The organism is Candidatus Eisenbacteria bacterium (assembly GCA_035577985.1).
GTDB lineage: Bacteria > Desulfobacterota > Binatia > DP-6 > DP-6 > DATJZY01.
In genome coordinates this window covers 1-14,553 of sequence record DATJZY010000132.1, presented here as the reverse complement: position 1 = coordinate 14,553, position 14,553 = coordinate 1, and the positions used below count along the sequence as shown (strand labels likewise).

The following is a 14,553-nucleotide window of genomic DNA, read 5'->3' as shown; positions in this document are numbered from 1 at the left end:
GGCGCTGCGTGAGGCGAGCGCAGCGTCCGGCTACTTCGCGAACACGCCGCGGAGCCCACCCGAGATGAGCGCCGCGACGTTCACCAGCACGCGCGGCAGCGTGAGGCCGCCCGGCGACGCGAGGTAGCGGGGCATCCACGTCGGGTGGAACTTCTCCTTGTACGCGCGCACCCCCTGGAAGTTGTAGAAGTGCTCGCCGTGACGGAACACCATCGCACCGACCCGATTCCATAGCGGTGCGAGCGCGCGGTCCTCGAGCCCCGAGAGCGGCGCCATCCCGAGGTTGAACCAGGCGTAGCCCTCGGCCTTTCCCCACGCCATCAGCTCGGCGAACAGGAAGTCCATGACGCCGCTCGGCGCGTCGGGACGGTGGCGCATGAGGTCGATCGACAGCTCGTCCTTCCCGGCGCCGAGCCACAGGTTCGCGAAGGCGACGGTCGCCCCCGCGCGCCGCACGACCGCCACCGGGCAGCGGCGCAGGTAGTCGGACGCGAAGAAGCCGAGGGAGAAGCCCTTCTCGCGCGTGTGCTTCTCGGCGAGCCAGAGGTCGGAGACGGCGCGCAGCTCGTCCATGAGACGCCCGACGTCGACCGCCGGCACCACCGTCACCTCGTAGCCGTCGTCGCGCACGCGATGCACCGCCTGCCGAAGTCCCTTGCGGGCGCCGCCTTCGAGGCCGAAGTCGGCGAGCGGCACGCGGGCCTCCTCGCCGAGCTTCAAGAGGGTGAGGCCGAGGTCGAGGTAGAGCGGCAGGCGTGCCGCCTCGACCTGGTAGAACACGGTCGAGCCGTCGTGCCGATCGGACAGCTCGCGAAAGCGCCAGGCGAGCTCGGTCGCCTCGTCGTCGGGCCCGACGGGATCACCGAGCGCGACCCAGCTCCGGCCCTCGACGCCGTACATGACGAACGCGCGGCCGCTGTCGCTGAAGAGCAGATGCTTGTCGCCGAGGAGCGCGAGATGGCTCATCGTGCTCGGGCTCGCGACCACGACCGCCTGCGCACGGTCGAGATCGGCGGGGGCGGGCAGCTCGGGGTCGGACGCGACGGGGCGGCGGAGCATCCACACCCCGGCGAAGAGCGCGGCGATGACGGCGCCGGTCGTGGCGCGCAGCGCGCGCGGCGCGCTCGCGGCGAGCTCGAACCGCCACCAGAGCTCGTGGGCGTAGGCCGTATGGCGGTGCGCGAAGAGGTACAGCCACACCGACGCGCCGACCACCAGCACCACCGCGGCCGTCCACGCCGGCGTCAGCCGCTCGGCGAGCAGCGCCGTGTGGCGATAGAACTGGCGGCGGCACGGGAGCAGCGCGACGAGCGTGACCGTCAGGATGAGCGCCTCCTCGTAGTCGGCGCCCTTCAGGAGCGAGAACGCGATGCCGGCCACGAGGAGCGCCGCGGTCGCGAGGTAGGCGGCATCGAGCCGGCGCTGGAGATCGCGCGCGAGAACGATGAGGCCCACCCCGGCGAGGCTGCCGAGGAAGTGCGATGCCTCCAGCACCGCCAGCGGGAGCACGTCGTCGAGCAACGCCAGGCGCGACGGGATGCCGGGCGTCGCGCCGGAGAAGAGGAGGATCGTCCCCGACAGGAACGCGGCGATCGCCAGCACCTGCGGGACCACCGCCGATCCCCAGTCCTCGAGGAGGTGCGTGACGCGCCGGAAGGTCGTGTGCCGGAGCCCCAGCTCGTGCGCGCCGAGCGCCAGCGCCGCCAGCGCCAGCGGAGCGAAGTAGTACACGGCGCGGAACGCGAGCAGCGAGCCCAGGACGTCGCGCGGCGCGAGCGGCGGCGCGAGCAGGAGGAGGATCGCCGTCTCGAAGACGCCGAGCCCGCCCGGCACGTGGCTCGCGAGGCCGGCACTCTGCGCGAGCAGGAAGACGCCGAGTAGGGTCGGCAGCGAGAGGTGCGGGGTCGCCGGAAGCAGCGCCCAGAGCGTCGCGCCGGCGAAGATCCAGTCGAGCGTCGAGACGACGAGCTGGGCGACGGCCATCCGCGGCGCCGGCACCGCGACCTCGGTGCCGCGCACGACGACCGGCGTGCGGCGCAGCGCCGTGAAGAGAAGATACGCGGCGACCAGCACGACCAGCGCGGCCCCGATGCCGCGGATCGAGTGCAGCGGCAGGGCGAGCGCTGCCGGGATCGCGGGCGGGTGGACGAGGAACAGGAGGCCGCCGAGCCCGGCGAACCCGAGCCAGAACGTGAAGCCGTTGAACGCGATCACGATCGCCAGGTCCGCGGCCGAGAGCCCCCAGGCCGAATACAGGCGGTAGCGCACGGCGCCGCCCGAGAGCACCGGGACGCCGAGCGTGTGGCTGAACGCGTAGCCGACGAACGACGCGAACGCCGTGCGCCGGTACGGGAGCGCGTGGCCCGCATAGCGACACGCGAGGGTGTCGTAGAGCGTCAGGCAGAAGTAGCCGGCGGCGGTCGTGAGCACGGCGAGGGCCACCTGCCGGTGTGGGAGGGCCCGCAGCACGCGCACGACGTCGTGGTAGTTGACCCCGCGCAGCGCGTGATGGAGCAGCCAGAGCGCGGCGCCGAACAGCGCGACGCCGACCAGCGGCGTCAGATGGCGCAGCCGCCAGAGCACGTCAGAGCCGTCGCGGTCGCCCGGCGATCTCGGTCAGGAGGTCGATCTGCATCTCCTGCAGCTCCACCATCCGCTCCCACTGCGCGTGCAGCAGGTGGTCGATCTTGTCGTGGAGGCTCGCGATCTCGATCTCGGCCTTCAAGTCCGTCTCATAGTCGTGGGTCGATTCGACGCGATCGCGCTCGCTCTGCCGGTTCTGCGACATCATGATGATCGGGGCCTGGAGCGCGGCGATGCACGAGAGCACGAGGTTCAGGAGGATGTAGGGATAGGGATCGAACGACGTCTGCCGCAGCACGAAGGTGTTGAACGCCATCCAGAGGACCAGGAAGACGAGGAATCCGATAACGAACACCCACGAGCCGCCGATGCGGGCGACGGTGTCGGCGGCCGCCTGGCCGACCGTGAGGCCCTCCTGGAACTGGGCGTCGATGTTGCGCGCGATCGTGAGGTGCAGGCCCGCCTTCTTGGCGACCTCCTCCTCGACCGTGGAGAGTGCACCCTTCTCTTGGGTGAGCCGGGCGGTGACGTAGTCGAGTCGCTCGGTGTTGAGACAGTTCCGGCAGAGGTAGCCGGCGCCCGTCCACTTGTCGGGGTAGTGCTGCGCGATGTGCGCCGCCACCTGCGGCCGGACCATCGCCGCCGCAATCATCGTCGACCGCCGGCCCGTGCGTTCGCACAGGCAGCACGTTCGTTCCTGGACCTCCATCGTCGCATTGGCGCTCATCGCTCCTCCAGTGCTGGCATGAACAGGCGGGTCGTCGCCGCGTCGATCACGGCGGGGATCCCGTTCTCGAAATGGTGCGTGCCCGGCACGCGCGCAACCGTCACGCCCGGAACGTCGGCCAGCGCGCCGCATGCCGACGTCGTGTCGTCGACGCCGGTGACGCACAGGGTGCGGAGGCCGCCCAGGCGCCGGGCGGCGTCGTCGATCCGGTGCTTCGGGTCGACGGGGGGATCGCGGATCCAGTCGAGCGGGTTGACGCGGAAGCTCGCGCTCGCGCCCGGTGCGAGCAGGAGGAGCCCCGCGATCCGCTTCCTCTCGGCGGCGGACCACTCGCCGGCGAGCACGACCGGTGCCACCTCGGCTCCGAAGGAGTAGCCACCGACGAAGATCGGAAGGCCCGCCGGCTCGAGGACGCGGAGCAGGCGTCGCAGGTCCTCGGCCACGCGCACCGGGGACTGCGTCGTCGCGAAGTACCGCAGCGAGCTCCAGCCGATCGTCGCGACGCCGCGAGCCGCGAGCCCGCTCGACACTTCCTGGTCGACCGCCGCCCAGCCACCGTCGCCCGAGAAGAAGACGAGCAGCGCCCGCGCCGCGCCCGTCGCCGGAACGATCGTCAGCGGGAGCGAGAGCGCCTCGGCGGCGGCGGGCCAGGGCGGCGGCTCGTCGGCGCGGGCGGACGCGGCCAGCGCGGCGACGGCGATGCAGGCCGCTATCCGAGCCCGTAGAGCGATGCGGCGTTGAGGGCGCATAGCTTCCGCCGATCGTCGGCGGGAACGTCGCGCATGAGCGCGGCGGTCACGCGGCGCGTCTGCGGCCAGTCGCATCCGTGATGCGGATAGTCCGTCGACCACATGAGATTGTCGATGCCGACGTCGTCCCGGTTCTCGACCGCCACGTGATCGATCATGAAGGTGGCGCGCCAGTTCCGCCGGAAGTAGTGGCTCGGTTCGTGGCGGAGCGCCACGGGGAGCCAGGAGCGGTTGCGCCACCAGCGGTCGTCGAGCTGCTCGAGGATGTAGGGGATCCAGCCCGCGCCGGTCTCGGCCGCCACCCAGGTTAGACGCGGGAAGCGGTCGTGCACGCCCGACACGATGATCTCCGGCAGATCGGTGAGGAAGGCCTGCGCACCGTTGCCCGCGAGGCCCCAGAGCGTGTCGCCCCGTACGCCCTTCGGATGGGGACGCGTCACCTGGCGCATGATGCGCACGTGGAAGTGCACGGCCACGCCGAGCGCCTGCGCGGCGTCCCAGAAGGGGTCGTCCTCGGGTCGGATCGCCGCACCGGTCGACGGCAGGGTCAGAAGCCAGGCGCCGCGAAGACCGAGCGCGAGGCAGCGCTCGAGCTCCTGGATGCAGGCGTCGACGCCGAGCGCCGGCATCGCCGCGAGCCCCACCAGTCGATCCGGCGCCACCTTCACGAAGGCCTCGGCGAGCCACGTGTTGTAGGCCTGGACGCCGGCCAGATGGAACGCGGGATCGGGATCCGAGAAAAAGTGGGAGAGCATCCGCGCCGAGCCGTACAGCACCTCCGCGTCGACGCCGTCCGCGTCCATCTCCTGGAGCCGCACGTCGCCACGGAAGTTGCCCTGGTTCGCCCCGGCGAAGGTGACCCCGGTCCAGCGCACGTCGTCGTGCGCCCGGCCGGCCGAGGCGTAGATGCCGATCGGCGCCGGCGGCACGTCGGGCGCGAACTGCCAGGCCTCGCCGCCGTCGCCGTCGGGCACGACGCGAGGCGCCTTCGGGTGGAACTTGCGCGGCAGGTACTCCGTCCACAGGTGCGGCGGCTCGAGCACGTGGGAGTCGGCGGAGATCAGCTCGTAGCGGCGTCCCATCGACACCTTGATTTCACGGAGCCAACCGTGGGAGCAAGGACGGCATGTTGACGGCGCGACCCATCATTTCCGCGGATTCGCACGTGACCGAACACCCCGAGACGTACCGCAAATTCGTCGCCGCGCGCGACAAGGACGACGCCCCGCACGTCCAGCGCAACGACAACGGCGGCGACGTCTACGTCATTCCCGGGATGAACTCGATGATTCCGATCGGTCTCGTTGCCGCGGCCGGCAAGAAGGCCGAGGACATCTCGCTCTCGGGTCGCTTCGAGGACTGGTATCGCAGCGGCTGGGATCCGGCGGGACGCGCCGCCGACCAGGATCGCGACGGCGTCGCGGCCGAGGTCCTCTATCCCACCGTCGGCATGGTGCTCTGCAACCACAAGGACCTCGACTACAAGCGCACGTATATGCGCGCGTTCAACCGCTGGATGGCGGAGTACTGCGGGACCGACCCGGCGCGCCTCGTCGGCGTCGGCCAGACGGCGATGCGCACGCCGCAGGAAGGCATCGAGGATCTGAAGGAGATCAAGGCGCTCGGGCTCCGCGGCGTCATGCTGCCCGGCGTGCCCGGACAGTCCGACTACCACGATCCGATCTACGACCCGTTCTGGGAAGCCGCGATCGAGATCGGCCTGCCGCTCTCCTTCCACATCCTCACGACGCCGGACGCCTTCTCCCGCGCGCGCGGTCCGTTCATGAACCACGCAGTCGCGATCATCCGCGCCAACCAGGACATCATGGGGATGCTCATCTTCGGCGGCGTCTTCGAGCGCCATCCGAGGCTCCGCATCGTGTGCGTCGAGGCCGACGCCGGCTGGGTGCCGCACTGGATGTATCGCATGGACCACTACTACAAGCGCCACCAGTACCTCCGGCACCAGGGGCTCTCGCGCCTGCCGAGCGAGTTCTTCCGCGACCACATCTACGTGACGTTCCAGGACGACTGGGCGGCCTTCCAGACGGTGCACCTCCAGAATCCCGAGCGCCTCATGTGGGGCAACGACTTCCCGCACAGCGACTCGACCTGGCCGTGGTCGCAGGACGTGCTGCGCGAGCAGGCAGGGGCGCTCCCGCAGGCGACGCGCGATCTCGTCCTGCACGACAACGTCGCGAGGCTCTATGGACTGTGATCTCCTGATCCGCGGCGGCAGCATCGTCGACGGGACCGGCGCGCCGGCCTACACCGGCGACGTCGCGGTGAAGGACGGGCGCATCGTCGCCCTCGGCCACGTCTCCGCACGCGCCGAGCGCACGATCGACGCCGGCGGCCGCGTCGTCGCCCCCGGCTTCATCGACATCCACACGCACTACGACGCACAGATCCTGTGGGACCGGATGCTCTCGATCTCGCCCTGGCACGGCGTCACGACGGTCGTCATGGGGAACTGCGGCTTCGGCGTCGCGCCCACGCGGCCGGCGCATCGCGGTCTCATCCTGCGCACGCTCGAGAAGGTCGAGGGCATGAGCCTCGCGTGCCTCGAGGCCGGCTGCGGCTCGGACTGGCCGTTCGAGACGTTCCCGGAATACCTGGACGCCGTCGAGCGCCGCGGCATGGCGATCAACGTCGGCGCCCTGATCGGGCACACGCCCGTGCGCCTCTACGTGATGGGCGAGGAGGCGACCGAGCGTCCCGCGACCGACGACGAGATCGCGCGCATGCGCGCGATCGTCCGGGACGCGGTCGCGGCCGGCGCGATCGGCTTCGCGTCGTCGAAGGCGCCGACCCACGTCGGCTACGCGGGCAAGCCCGTGCCGAGCCGCGTGGCGGAGTTCGAGGAGCTGCGGCAGGTCGCGGGTGCGCTCGGCGAGCTCGGCCGCGGCGTCCTCCAGATGACGGCGGGCCCCGGGCTCTTCTTCGAGCAGTTCACCCAGCTCGCGACCGAGACCGGCCGCACGCTCACGTGGACGGCGCTGCTCGCGGGCATGATGGGCCCGGGCTCGCACCGCATGTTCCTCGAGCAGTCCGAGGCGATCGTGAAGCAGGGCATTCCGGTGGTCCCGCAGGTGGCGTGCCGGCCGCTCAACTTCGAGTTCGACCTGGCCGAGCCGTTCATCTTCGAGAGCATGGGTGCGTTCCGCACGATCGCCGGCGAGGACCGCGAGGGTCGCATCCGCGCCTACCGCGATCCCGCCTTCCGCCAGCGCATGCGCGACGAGCTGGCGACGCGGATGGCGGGCGTGTTCGCCTTCTCGTGGGAGCGCATGGTCGTGTCGTACTATCCGCCCGAACCGTCGCTCGAGGAGCGTGGCATGGAGGTGGTCGCACGCGAGCGCGGCACGGATCCCGTCGACCTGATGCTCGACCTCGCGCTGGCGTCGGATCTCGCGGCGCGCTTCCGGATGTCGGTCGTCAACTTCGACGAGGACGAGGTGGCCGAGCTGCTCGTACACCCGAACACGATGATCGGCCTCTCGGACGCCGGCGCGCACGCGAGCCAGCTCTGCGACGCGTGCTTCTCGACGCACCTGCTGGGTCACTGGGTGCGCGAGAAGGGGACGCTGACGCTGGAACAGGCGGTGCGCATGCTCACCTCGCGCGTCGCCGACGTGATGGGCATCCAGGACCGCGGGCGCCTCGCGCCCGGGCTCGCCGCCGACGTCACGGTCTTCGATCCCGACACCGTCGGGTGCTCGAAGCTCCGGCGCGTGCACGACCTGCCGGCGGGCGCGGATCGCCTGGTCGCCGACGCGTTCGGGATCAACGCCGTGGTCGTGAACGGGGTCGTCGTGCGCGAGGGCGGACGGGATGCCGTGAAGGCCGACGGCGCGCTGCCCGGACGCCTCCTGCGCGGAGGCCGCGCGTAGGATCGACGCCAGCGGCCCTCCCCATTTCATGCGAGGGCCGAGCGAGCCATGGGTGTGCGAGGGTCGGCACCCATGGCCATCCGCCGATTCGTGTCGGCCGCCGCGCTCGCGCTCGCGCTCGACGCGGCCGCGACTGCGCAGCCGTTCCCCCCGGCGATCGGACACCAGACGTGCGTGCTCGACCACGACACGAGCGGGTTCCTGTTCGAGACCGCGGTCTTCTTCGACTTCTTCCAGCTCTCGGGCGCGATCGACATCGACTGCGCCGCGATCGATCCCATGACCGGGCAGGGCGCGTGCACGTGCACCGCCGACCACATCGATCCGGTCGAGACCATTCCGGGCATCGGCTTCGCGTGCATCACGCCGGCGGGGGGGTGTTCCGGTGGGCGGATCGACTGCGCCGGTGGTGCCCAGCTGAACGTGGCGTTCGCGTCGGACCACGACATCGGAACAAGCGCATCGTCGTGAAGGGCAAGGGTGGCGGGCCTCGCGTTCGCGCTCGATGCCGGTCTCGATGCCGTGGACGCCGTCCTCACGCTCGGCGAGCGGCGTGACTGCCTCTCGTTCGGCGGATCGGTGTCGGTGCGGGAAGGACGGCGACTCGTCGCGACAGACGCGCCGCGCGCTACGGCGTGCCCGCCGTCCCAGTGAATGCGAATCGCCACGACGAGCTCCGCATCCCGGCAAAGGATCGTTGACGGGTCGATCGCGCTGTGGCCGGTCCTTTGTGCTGCAACGGCGATTGCTCGCGTGTCACCCATCCGGACGGCAGCGAAGGCCACGCCTGCAACGGACGGGGCGCGCGTCGAGCCGTCGCGGCTTGCCTTTCGCCGCGAAGCGGACGACATGCAGCGTCCATGACGACCCCCGCCCCCCGACGCTACGAGAGCGGCGCCGCATTCCGCGAGCTGCTCGACGTGCTCCGCGACGCCGATCAGCAGTTCCTGGAGGGATCGCGTGCCGTGCCCGACGACGCGTCGGTCGTCGAGGGCTATCGCTGGCTCGTCGACGTGTTCTCCGTCGCGCTCGAGTGCTACGTCGTCGCCGACGCAGCGCGACCCGAATTCGTGAAGATCGTCTCGCCGACGCGCAAGTTCGGCGGCGACAACGCCGACGCGTACTACTACTTCGCGCCCGTCGATCCGTCGCGTACCTACCGCGTGCACGGTCGGATGGGCGACGCGGTCTACCTGTCGCTCTGCGTGTATGGCGGGCCGACCGACGGTCGCTGGTCGAACCGCATCGTCTCGAAGATCAACAACCGCGAGATGACGTTCGGACCGGGCCAGACCTTCGAGATCATCGTGTCGCCGAAGGAGCACCGCGGGAACTGGATCAAGCTCGAGCCCGACGCCGTCGCCCTCGTGACGCGCGACTACCTGATCGATCCCACGCGCGGCCAGCAGGCGACGTACACGATCGAAGCCGTCGACCCGGCGCCGCCGCCGCCTCCGACGACCGACGCCGACCTCGCCGCGCGCCTGCGCCGCACGGCGAACTTCATCCGCGACCTGCTGAACATCTGCCCGATCCCGACGCCGTTCGACCCGAACGCGGTGCAGGAGCCGTACATCCAGCAAGCGGTGACCTACGGCTGGGCCGCACCGGACGTCGCGTATGCGCTCGGTCGCTGGGAGCTCGCCGAGGACGAGGCGCTCGTGATCGAGGGCCGCTCGCCCGACTGCGCGTTCTGGAATCTCTGCCTGTGGAACGCCTTCCTGTGCACGTACGACTACCGGTATCACCGTTGCACCATCAACGGCGGACAGGTGCGCTACGAGAGGGACGGCTCATGGCGCGTGGTCGTCGCACGGCGCGATCCCCGGCACCCGAACTGGCTCTCCACCGCCGGGCACGGGCAGGGCATCCTGTGGTTCCGCTGGTTCCTGCCCGCCGAGGTGCCGGCGCGCCCGACCGCGCGCGTCGTCAAGCTGGCCGACGTTCCGCGCTAGCGCCCGCCCGGTGTCGCTCCGAGCGCTTCGTCGAGCGGGCCCACGATGAGACGCCAGAAGAGGAAGTACAGGATCGCGAGAAAGACCGGCAGGAGCGCCGCGGCGTCGAACCAGGTCCCGCGCGCGTAGAAGAGCGCGTCGACGCCGAGGCCGAGGACGACGCCCAGCGCCGAGCCCCACGCGCCGATGTCGAGTCGCAGCTCGAGCCGGACGTACAGCCAGTTCCAGACGCCCCATACGATGGGGAGCAGGAAGAACGGCACGTACGGCACGACCGGAACGAAGACGGCGATGATCGAGCGTCCGATGTACGGCCCCACGAGCAGCGTTCCGGCGACCGCCGCCCCGACGACGTAGGCGAGGAGCTCGTTGCGTCGCATCGCGGGCGCCCTCAGAGAAGCCCGCACGCCGCGAGGAAGCGCGCCGGCTCGGGCACGAAGACGAGCATCGCGGCGGCCGCGGCCATCGCGCTCATCTCCACCCAGGTGATGCCGGGGAGGCGGATCTCCACCCGGCCGTCGGCCTCGTCGAGGCGCGCCCGCAGTCGCGGCCAGAGGTCGCGCGCGGGGCCCTCGCTCGCGCGGCGGATCGTGTCGCGCACGCTCATGCAACGCTCCTTTCGTTCGTCATCCCGATGTCCCTCCGGGCGCCAGGTCTCCCAGAAGGGCGCGCAGCCTGCGCAGACCGTAGAAGAGACGCGACTTCACCGTGCCGATCGACGCGCCGGTCGTCGCCGCGATCTCCTCCAGGCTGAGCCCGGCGACAAGCCGCAGCGCGCACACCTCCCGCTGCACGGCGGGAAGGGCGGCGAAGGCGGCGGCAACCCGCTCGCGGACCTCGCCTGTCGATTCGGGCGGCGGTGCGGTCGTCGCGGCGTCGGCGGAGCTCAGAGGAAACCAACCCCAGAGCCGCTGCGCGCGGAGACGGTTGCGCGCCAGGTTGCGGCCGATGGTGAAGATCCACGCGCGCACCGACGTTCCTGCGCGGAAGCGACGGCGGTGGCGATGCAGGCGCAGGAACGTCTCGATGGTCACGCCCTCGGCCGCCGCCCGCTCGCCCAGCATCCGCTCGAGGTAGCGTCGGAGCCGCTCCTGGTAGCGGCGGAAGAGCGCCTCGTGGGCCGCGACGTCGCCCGCCACGTAGGCGGCGAAGAGACGCTCGTCGCTCTCCCCGGAGACGGCTCTCATGCGTCACACCCCCTCTACCCCGGAGCCGCCGGGAAGGTTCAATCGAGCCGGCTGAACCTTCGGGCCGGCCCGCGGGTACTGCGGGGCGGATCGGGTGCGCGTCGCGCCCGAGGAGAGGAGCACGAGGATGTTTCCGGCCTACATCGATCCGATCGCTCCGGGCCTGGTTCCCGCCTTCGCTGGCGCGCTGTGCGCGGAGTTCGCGTGGGTGGCCATCGCGGGTCTGGTGGGGGTGTTCGCGGTCGCAGCCCTCGTGGTCGGCGAGGCCCGCCGGACCCGGAAGCCGCGCGAGCGCGCGGCCGTCAGGGTGGTCCCGATCCGCCGCGCGGCCTAGTGGCCGACCCGTATGCGATCCCACCCGAGGGTGCTGTCCTAACGGCCATCACCATCCAAAATGCCTGTTGACAGAACGTTCAGAATATTCTAAACGTACGCAACGTAGGGGATGGATCGAGCGACCGGCATCTTCGTCGACGGCATCGGCACCGCGGCCGCGTCCTCGGGCGTGCTCTCGCAGCTCCAGGGGCGCATCTTCGGGCTCCTCTACTTCCGCGAAGGCCCGCTCTCGCTCGACGAGATCGCGGCCGAGCTCGAGCAGAGCAAGAGCAACGTCTCGATCAACATCCGCGGCCTGATCGACTGGCATCTCGTCCGTCGCAGCCGCCAGCCGGGCTCGCGACGCGACCACTACGAGGCCGCGACCGATTTCTTCCGCGTCCTGCAGGAGATCATGGAGCGGCGTTTTCGCTGGTGCGTCCGCCTGGTGCTGGCGACGCTGGGTGAAGCGGAGCGGGCGTTCGGCGAAGGGCGGGGGGCGCCGCCGTTCGTGGTCGCGCGCATCGCCGCCCTGAAGGCCTTCTTCACCGTCGTCGACGCGGGGATAGGCGCCTTCACACAGGGCAAGCCGATGGATCCGACGGGTCTCATGAACGTGCGCGTCCTCGTGCCGCAGAAGGGCGGTCGCGGGCGCGCCTGAAACACGAAGGGAGCACACCATGGAGCCGGCCGTCACGATCGCGATCTATCTGCTGCTGTTCGGAGGGACACACATCGGGCTCGCGTCCGCGCCGGTCCGCTCGCGGCTCGTCGAGCGCTTCGGCGAGGTCGGATTCGGCATCCTCTTCAGCGTCGTTGCCGCCGTCGCGTTCACGCTGCTCGTGAACACGTACGCGCGGCTGCGCTTCGACGGCGTGCCCGGCATCGCCCTGGCGACCGTCCCCGTCGCGCGCGAGCTGTTGCTCGTGCTCTCCGGCCTGTCGGTGCTTCTCATGCTGGGCTCGCTCGCACGCTACGCGGCCTCACCGTACGCGATCTATTCCGCGGGACACGACGGCGAGCCTCGCGGGCTCGAGCGCGTGAGCCGTCACTCCTTCTTCGCCGCCGTGATCCTGTTCGGCGCGGCGCACATGCTGCTGGCGACCCACCTCGTCGGTACGGTCGCGTTCGGCGGCCTCGCGCTCTTCGCGGGTCTCGGCGCGTGGCACCAGGATCGCAAGCTCCTCGCGCTCCGCGGCGCCCCGTACGCGCGCTTCCTCGCCGTCACCTCGACGCTCCCGTTCGCGGCGATCCTCGCGGGGCGGCAGCAGCTCGTGCCGAGCGAGCTGCCGTGGGGCCACTTCGCGACGGGCATCATCGCGGCCGTGTACTTGCGATGGGTGCACCCGGCGATCCTCTCGTCGGGCGGGGCGTGGGTGATCGGCGTCGTCGTGGGTGGCGCGGCGCTCCTCACGGTCGAGGCGCTCGTCCGCGCGCGGCGCGTCACCAGGCGCCGCTCGCTCGACGCGCATCCGCGGAGCGCGTAGTCGGGGCCGCGAGGTCGGGGCCGAGGCTTCGGCTTCGGCTCCGCCGCGCGACAACACACGAGCGGCGTCACGATCTAACGTTTCGTCGCGCCGCTTCGCAGGCGCCTCCGCCTCGGCCCCGACCTCGCGACGTCATGCGCTCGCGGCCCTCTACTGGGCGGCGGAGCCGAGGGCGGTCAGACGCTCGGCGGCGGTCTTTGCTTGGGGGGAGTCGGGATGGTCGCGGACGATCTGCTCGTAGAGCTGGCGGGCGTGAGCGGGGTTCTTCTGGATCTCTTCGAGCTGCGCGGTTTCGAGCAGGTCCTGGGCGCCGCTGCCGCAGGCGGTGAGGGTGACGGCGAGGGCGATGGCCGCGAGCGCTCTCATCGGTCGAACCCCAGGGGGCCGCGCACGGCGAGGTAGCAGAGCAGGCCGACCGGGCCGAACATGAGCGTCAAGAAGAGGATCGGGGTGAGCCAGTATCCGGCATCGGGCGCGTCGTTCATGATCCAGCGCGCCACGAAGAGATCGAAGCACAGGTAGTGCGTCCAGCCGGCGAGCGTGGCCCAGCGGGAGTCGAACAGCCTCATCACGCCCTCGAGGCTCCCGTAGGCGCCGGGATCGAAGGCGCCGCCCGACGTGAGCGCGATCGCGATGAACACGAGGTAGGCCGTCGCGAGGATCGCCCACGGCCAGGTCGCGCGGGCGACCGTGCGGGAGAGTTCCGAGCTGGGCGCCGCCATCCACAGGAACCAGATCGGCAGCGGCAGCACGTTCACCACGCGGAAGATCGCCGCAGGATCCATGATGCGCCTCCTCAGATCGACAGGATCGTCCGGATGCCGCGGCTCGCGCGCACGTCGTCCATCGCCTGGTTGATCTCGGCCAGCGGACGGCGCGCCGTCACGAGCCCATCCAGGTCGAGCCGGCCCGCCTGCCAGAGCGCGATCAGGCGCGGGATGTCGCGGACCGAGTTGCAGCTTCCGAGCGTACACCCGACGAGCTTCTTCTCGGTGATCGTGAACAGGGCCGCGGGCGCGATCGTGATGACGTCCTCCATCGGCGCTGCGCCGACGGCGACGGTCGTGCCGCCGTTGCGACACGCCGCGAGACAGACCTGCACGAGGCTGGCGCGCCCGACGGCGTCGAACGCGTAGTCGACGCCGATGCCGGTCAGCTCCATGGTGCGCGCGAGGACGTCGGAGGCGGCGGGATCGATGAGATCCGTCGCGCCGAACCGTTTCGCGGCCTCCCGGCGCGCCGCGACCGGGTCGGCGACGATGACGCGCGCCGCGCCGGCCACGCGCGCCCCCTGCACGATCGAGAGCCCGATGCCGCCGAGCCCGATGACGAGCACGGACGCCCCCGGCACGACGCGCGCCGTGTTCAGCACCGCGCCGACGCCGGTCTGGACGGCGCACCCGATGACGCATGCGACGTCGAGCGGCACGCCGGCGGGAATCTTGATGGCGCCCGCGGCGGGCATGATGGCGTATTCTCCGAAGCCGCCGACGCCGACGCCGCGGAAGACGATCTCGCCGCCGCGCGAGAGCCCGGTCGTGCCGTCGCGGAAGGTGTTCGTGAGGATCATGCCGGCGTTGACGCACACGCCCGGCTCGCCGCGCACGCACCAGTAGCACTGTCCGCAGGGCGCGACCGGCGTCAGCACGACCGGATC

General features: G+C 70.9%; 18 protein-coding genes. 8 read left to right on the top strand and 10 right to left on the bottom strand.

Annotated features, from left to right (window positions below):
• Positions 1-30: 30 nt before the first annotated feature.
• Genes mprF through VMS22_19155 form a run of 4 tightly spaced genes read right to left on the bottom strand, consistent with a single transcriptional unit; the run spans position 31 to position 5,141 of the window.
• A complete protein-coding gene (mprF, locus tag VMS22_19170; GenBank protein HXJ36159.1) occupies positions 31-2,583 on the bottom strand; it encodes a bifunctional lysylphosphatidylglycerol flippase/synthetase MprF in 2,553 nt (850 codons plus the stop codon).
• A 1-nt stretch (position 2,584) separates the two neighbouring features.
• Positions 2,585-3,310, bottom strand: coding sequence for a DUF1003 domain-containing protein (locus VMS22_19165; GenBank protein ID HXJ36158.1), 726 nt, complete (start codon positions 3,308-3,310; stop codon positions 2,585-2,587).
• Positions 3,307-4,059: an AcvB/VirJ family lysyl-phosphatidylglycerol hydrolase gene (locus VMS22_19160; protein ID HXJ36157.1), complete on the bottom strand. Its 753-nt coding sequence runs from the start codon at positions 4,057-4,059 to the stop codon at positions 3,307-3,309. Before VMS22_19160 ends, VMS22_19165 begins: the two co-directional genes overlap by 4 nt.
• Complete coding sequence (locus tag VMS22_19155) at positions 4,020-5,141, bottom strand: amidohydrolase family protein (protein HXJ36156.1); 1,122 nt, start codon at positions 5,139-5,141, stop codon at positions 4,020-4,022. The genes VMS22_19160 and VMS22_19155 overlap by 40 nt, the downstream gene beginning before the upstream one ends.
• A 44-nt stretch (positions 5,142-5,185) precedes the next feature.
• Here VMS22_19155 and VMS22_19150 point away from each other — a divergent pair, with 44 nt between their 5' ends.
• The 5 genes from VMS22_19150 to VMS22_19130 all read left to right on the top strand — a co-directional run bounded on the left by VMS22_19150 (position 5,186) and on the right by VMS22_19130 (position 9,907).
• The gene (locus VMS22_19150; GenBank protein ID HXJ36155.1) at positions 5,186-6,277 is read left to right on the top strand and encodes an amidohydrolase family protein; all 1,092 of its coding nucleotides are present in this window, start codon (positions 5,186-5,188) and stop codon (positions 6,275-6,277) included.
• On the top strand, positions 6,267-7,952 hold the full coding sequence (locus VMS22_19145; GenBank protein ID HXJ36154.1) for an amidohydrolase family protein: 1,686 nt from the start codon (positions 6,267-6,269) through the stop codon (positions 7,950-7,952). The genes VMS22_19150 and VMS22_19145 overlap by 11 nt, the downstream gene beginning before the upstream one ends.
• A gap of 72 nt (positions 7,953-8,024) precedes the next feature.
• Positions 8,025-8,423, top strand: coding sequence for a hypothetical protein (locus VMS22_19140; protein HXJ36153.1), 399 nt, complete (start codon positions 8,025-8,027; stop codon positions 8,421-8,423).
• A 9-nt stretch (positions 8,424-8,432) separates the two neighbouring features.
• Positions 8,433-8,606, top strand: coding sequence for a hypothetical protein (locus VMS22_19135; protein HXJ36152.1), 174 nt, complete (start codon positions 8,433-8,435; stop codon positions 8,604-8,606).
• Positions 8,607-8,812: 206 nt separating this feature from the next.
• Entirely contained in the window at positions 8,813-9,907 is a 1,095-nt protein-coding gene (locus VMS22_19130; protein ID HXJ36151.1) for a DUF1214 domain-containing protein, read from the top strand.
• Here VMS22_19130 and VMS22_19125 read toward each other — a convergent pair.
• The 3 genes from VMS22_19125 to VMS22_19115 are packed head-to-tail and all read right to left on the bottom strand — an operon-like array spanning position 9,904 to position 11,094.
• Positions 9,904-10,287, bottom strand: a complete 384-nt coding sequence (locus VMS22_19125) for a hypothetical protein (protein HXJ36150.1) — start codon at positions 10,285-10,287, stop codon at positions 9,904-9,906. The two genes, VMS22_19130 and VMS22_19125, sit on opposite strands and share 4 nt — an antisense overlap.
• 11 nt (positions 10,288-10,298) lie before the next feature.
• Positions 10,299-10,514 carry a hypothetical protein gene (locus VMS22_19120; GenBank protein ID HXJ36149.1) on the bottom strand — a complete coding sequence of 72 codons (216 nt, stop codon included), beginning with the start codon at positions 10,512-10,514 and terminating at the stop codon, positions 10,299-10,301.
• A 19-nt stretch (positions 10,515-10,533) separates the two neighbouring features.
• Positions 10,534-11,094 (bottom strand): sigma-70 family RNA polymerase sigma factor, encoded by a 561-nt coding sequence (locus VMS22_19115; protein ID HXJ36148.1) that lies wholly within the window; start codon positions 11,092-11,094, stop codon positions 10,534-10,536.
• 127 nt (positions 11,095-11,221) lie between these two features.
• Between VMS22_19115 and VMS22_19110 the strand changes: the two genes are divergently transcribed.
• The 3 genes from VMS22_19110 to VMS22_19100 all read left to right on the top strand — a co-directional run bounded on the left by VMS22_19110 (position 11,222) and on the right by VMS22_19100 (position 12,896).
• The gene (locus VMS22_19110; protein ID HXJ36147.1) at positions 11,222-11,428 is read left to right on the top strand and encodes a hypothetical protein; all 207 of its coding nucleotides are present in this window, start codon (positions 11,222-11,224) and stop codon (positions 11,426-11,428) included.
• Between the two features lie 111 nt (positions 11,429-11,539).
• Entirely contained in the window at positions 11,540-12,070 is a 531-nt protein-coding gene (locus tag VMS22_19105) for a MarR family transcriptional regulator (protein ID HXJ36146.1), read from the top strand.
• A 19-nt stretch (positions 12,071-12,089) separates the two neighbouring features.
• Positions 12,090-12,896 carry an NnrU family protein gene (locus VMS22_19100; GenBank protein ID HXJ36145.1) on the top strand — a complete coding sequence of 269 codons (807 nt, stop codon included), beginning with the start codon at positions 12,090-12,092 and terminating at the stop codon, positions 12,894-12,896.
• A 150-nt stretch (positions 12,897-13,046) separates the two neighbouring features.
• On the opposite strand, the gene VMS22_19095 is transcribed toward VMS22_19100, so the two are convergent.
• The 3 genes from VMS22_19095 to VMS22_19085 form a co-directional block, all read right to left on the bottom strand.
• Complete coding sequence (locus VMS22_19095; protein HXJ36144.1) at positions 13,047-13,262, bottom strand: tetratricopeptide repeat protein; 216 nt, start codon at positions 13,260-13,262, stop codon at positions 13,047-13,049.
• A complete protein-coding gene (locus tag VMS22_19090) occupies positions 13,259-13,681 on the bottom strand; it encodes an ABA4-like family protein (protein ID HXJ36143.1) in 423 nt (140 codons plus the stop codon). Before VMS22_19090 ends, VMS22_19095 begins: the two co-directional genes overlap by 4 nt.
• An 11-nt stretch (positions 13,682-13,692) precedes the next feature.
• A partial coding sequence (locus tag VMS22_19085) for a zinc-binding dehydrogenase (GenBank protein HXJ36142.1) occupies positions 13,693-14,553 on the bottom strand: 861 nt, incomplete at its 5' end.

What these genes read in the sequence shown, in the direction of transcription:
- VMS22_19145 (HXJ36154.1), top strand. Translation starts at nt 6,267, where the DNA reads ATGGACTGTGATCTCCTGATCCGCGGCGGCAGCATCGTCGACGGGACC.
- VMS22_19095 (HXJ36144.1), bottom strand. Translation starts at nt 13,262, where the DNA reads ATGAGAGCGCTCGCGGCCATCGCCCTCGCCGTCACCCTCACCGCCTGC.
- VMS22_19110 (HXJ36147.1), top strand. Translation starts at nt 11,222, where the DNA reads ATGTTTCCGGCCTACATCGATCCGATCGCTCCGGGCCTGGTTCCCGCC.
- VMS22_19125 (HXJ36150.1), bottom strand. Translation starts at nt 10,287, where the DNA reads ATGCGACGCAACGAGCTCCTCGCCTACGTCGTCGGGGCGGCGGTCGCC.
- VMS22_19140 (HXJ36153.1), top strand. Translation starts at nt 8,025, where the DNA reads ATGGCCATCCGCCGATTCGTGTCGGCCGCCGCGCTCGCGCTCGCGCTC.
- VMS22_19120 (HXJ36149.1), bottom strand. Translation starts at nt 10,514, where the DNA reads ATGAGCGTGCGCGACACGATCCGCCGCGCGAGCGAGGGCCCCGCGCGC.
- VMS22_19115 (HXJ36148.1), bottom strand. Translation starts at nt 11,094, where the DNA reads ATGAGAGCCGTCTCCGGGGAGAGCGACGAGCGTCTCTTCGCCGCCTAC.
- VMS22_19100 (HXJ36145.1), top strand. Translation starts at nt 12,090, where the DNA reads ATGGAGCCGGCCGTCACGATCGCGATCTATCTGCTGCTGTTCGGAGGG.
- VMS22_19160 (HXJ36157.1), bottom strand. Translation starts at nt 4,059, where the DNA reads ATGCGCCCTCAACGCCGCATCGCTCTACGGGCTCGGATAGCGGCCTGC.
- VMS22_19130 (HXJ36151.1), top strand. Translation starts at nt 8,813, where the DNA reads ATGACGACCCCCGCCCCCCGACGCTACGAGAGCGGCGCCGCATTCCGC.
- VMS22_19165 (HXJ36158.1), bottom strand. Translation starts at nt 3,310, where the DNA reads ATGAGCGCCAATGCGACGATGGAGGTCCAGGAACGAACGTGCTGCCTG.
- VMS22_19155 (HXJ36156.1), bottom strand. Translation starts at nt 5,141, where the DNA reads ATGGGACGCCGCTACGAGCTGATCTCCGCCGACTCCCACGTGCTCGAG.
- VMS22_19150 (HXJ36155.1), top strand. Translation starts at nt 5,186, where the DNA reads ATGTTGACGGCGCGACCCATCATTTCCGCGGATTCGCACGTGACCGAA.
- VMS22_19090 (HXJ36143.1), bottom strand. Translation starts at nt 13,681, where the DNA reads ATGGATCCTGCGGCGATCTTCCGCGTGGTGAACGTGCTGCCGCTGCCG.
- VMS22_19105 (HXJ36146.1), top strand. Translation starts at nt 11,540, where the DNA reads ATGGATCGAGCGACCGGCATCTTCGTCGACGGCATCGGCACCGCGGCC.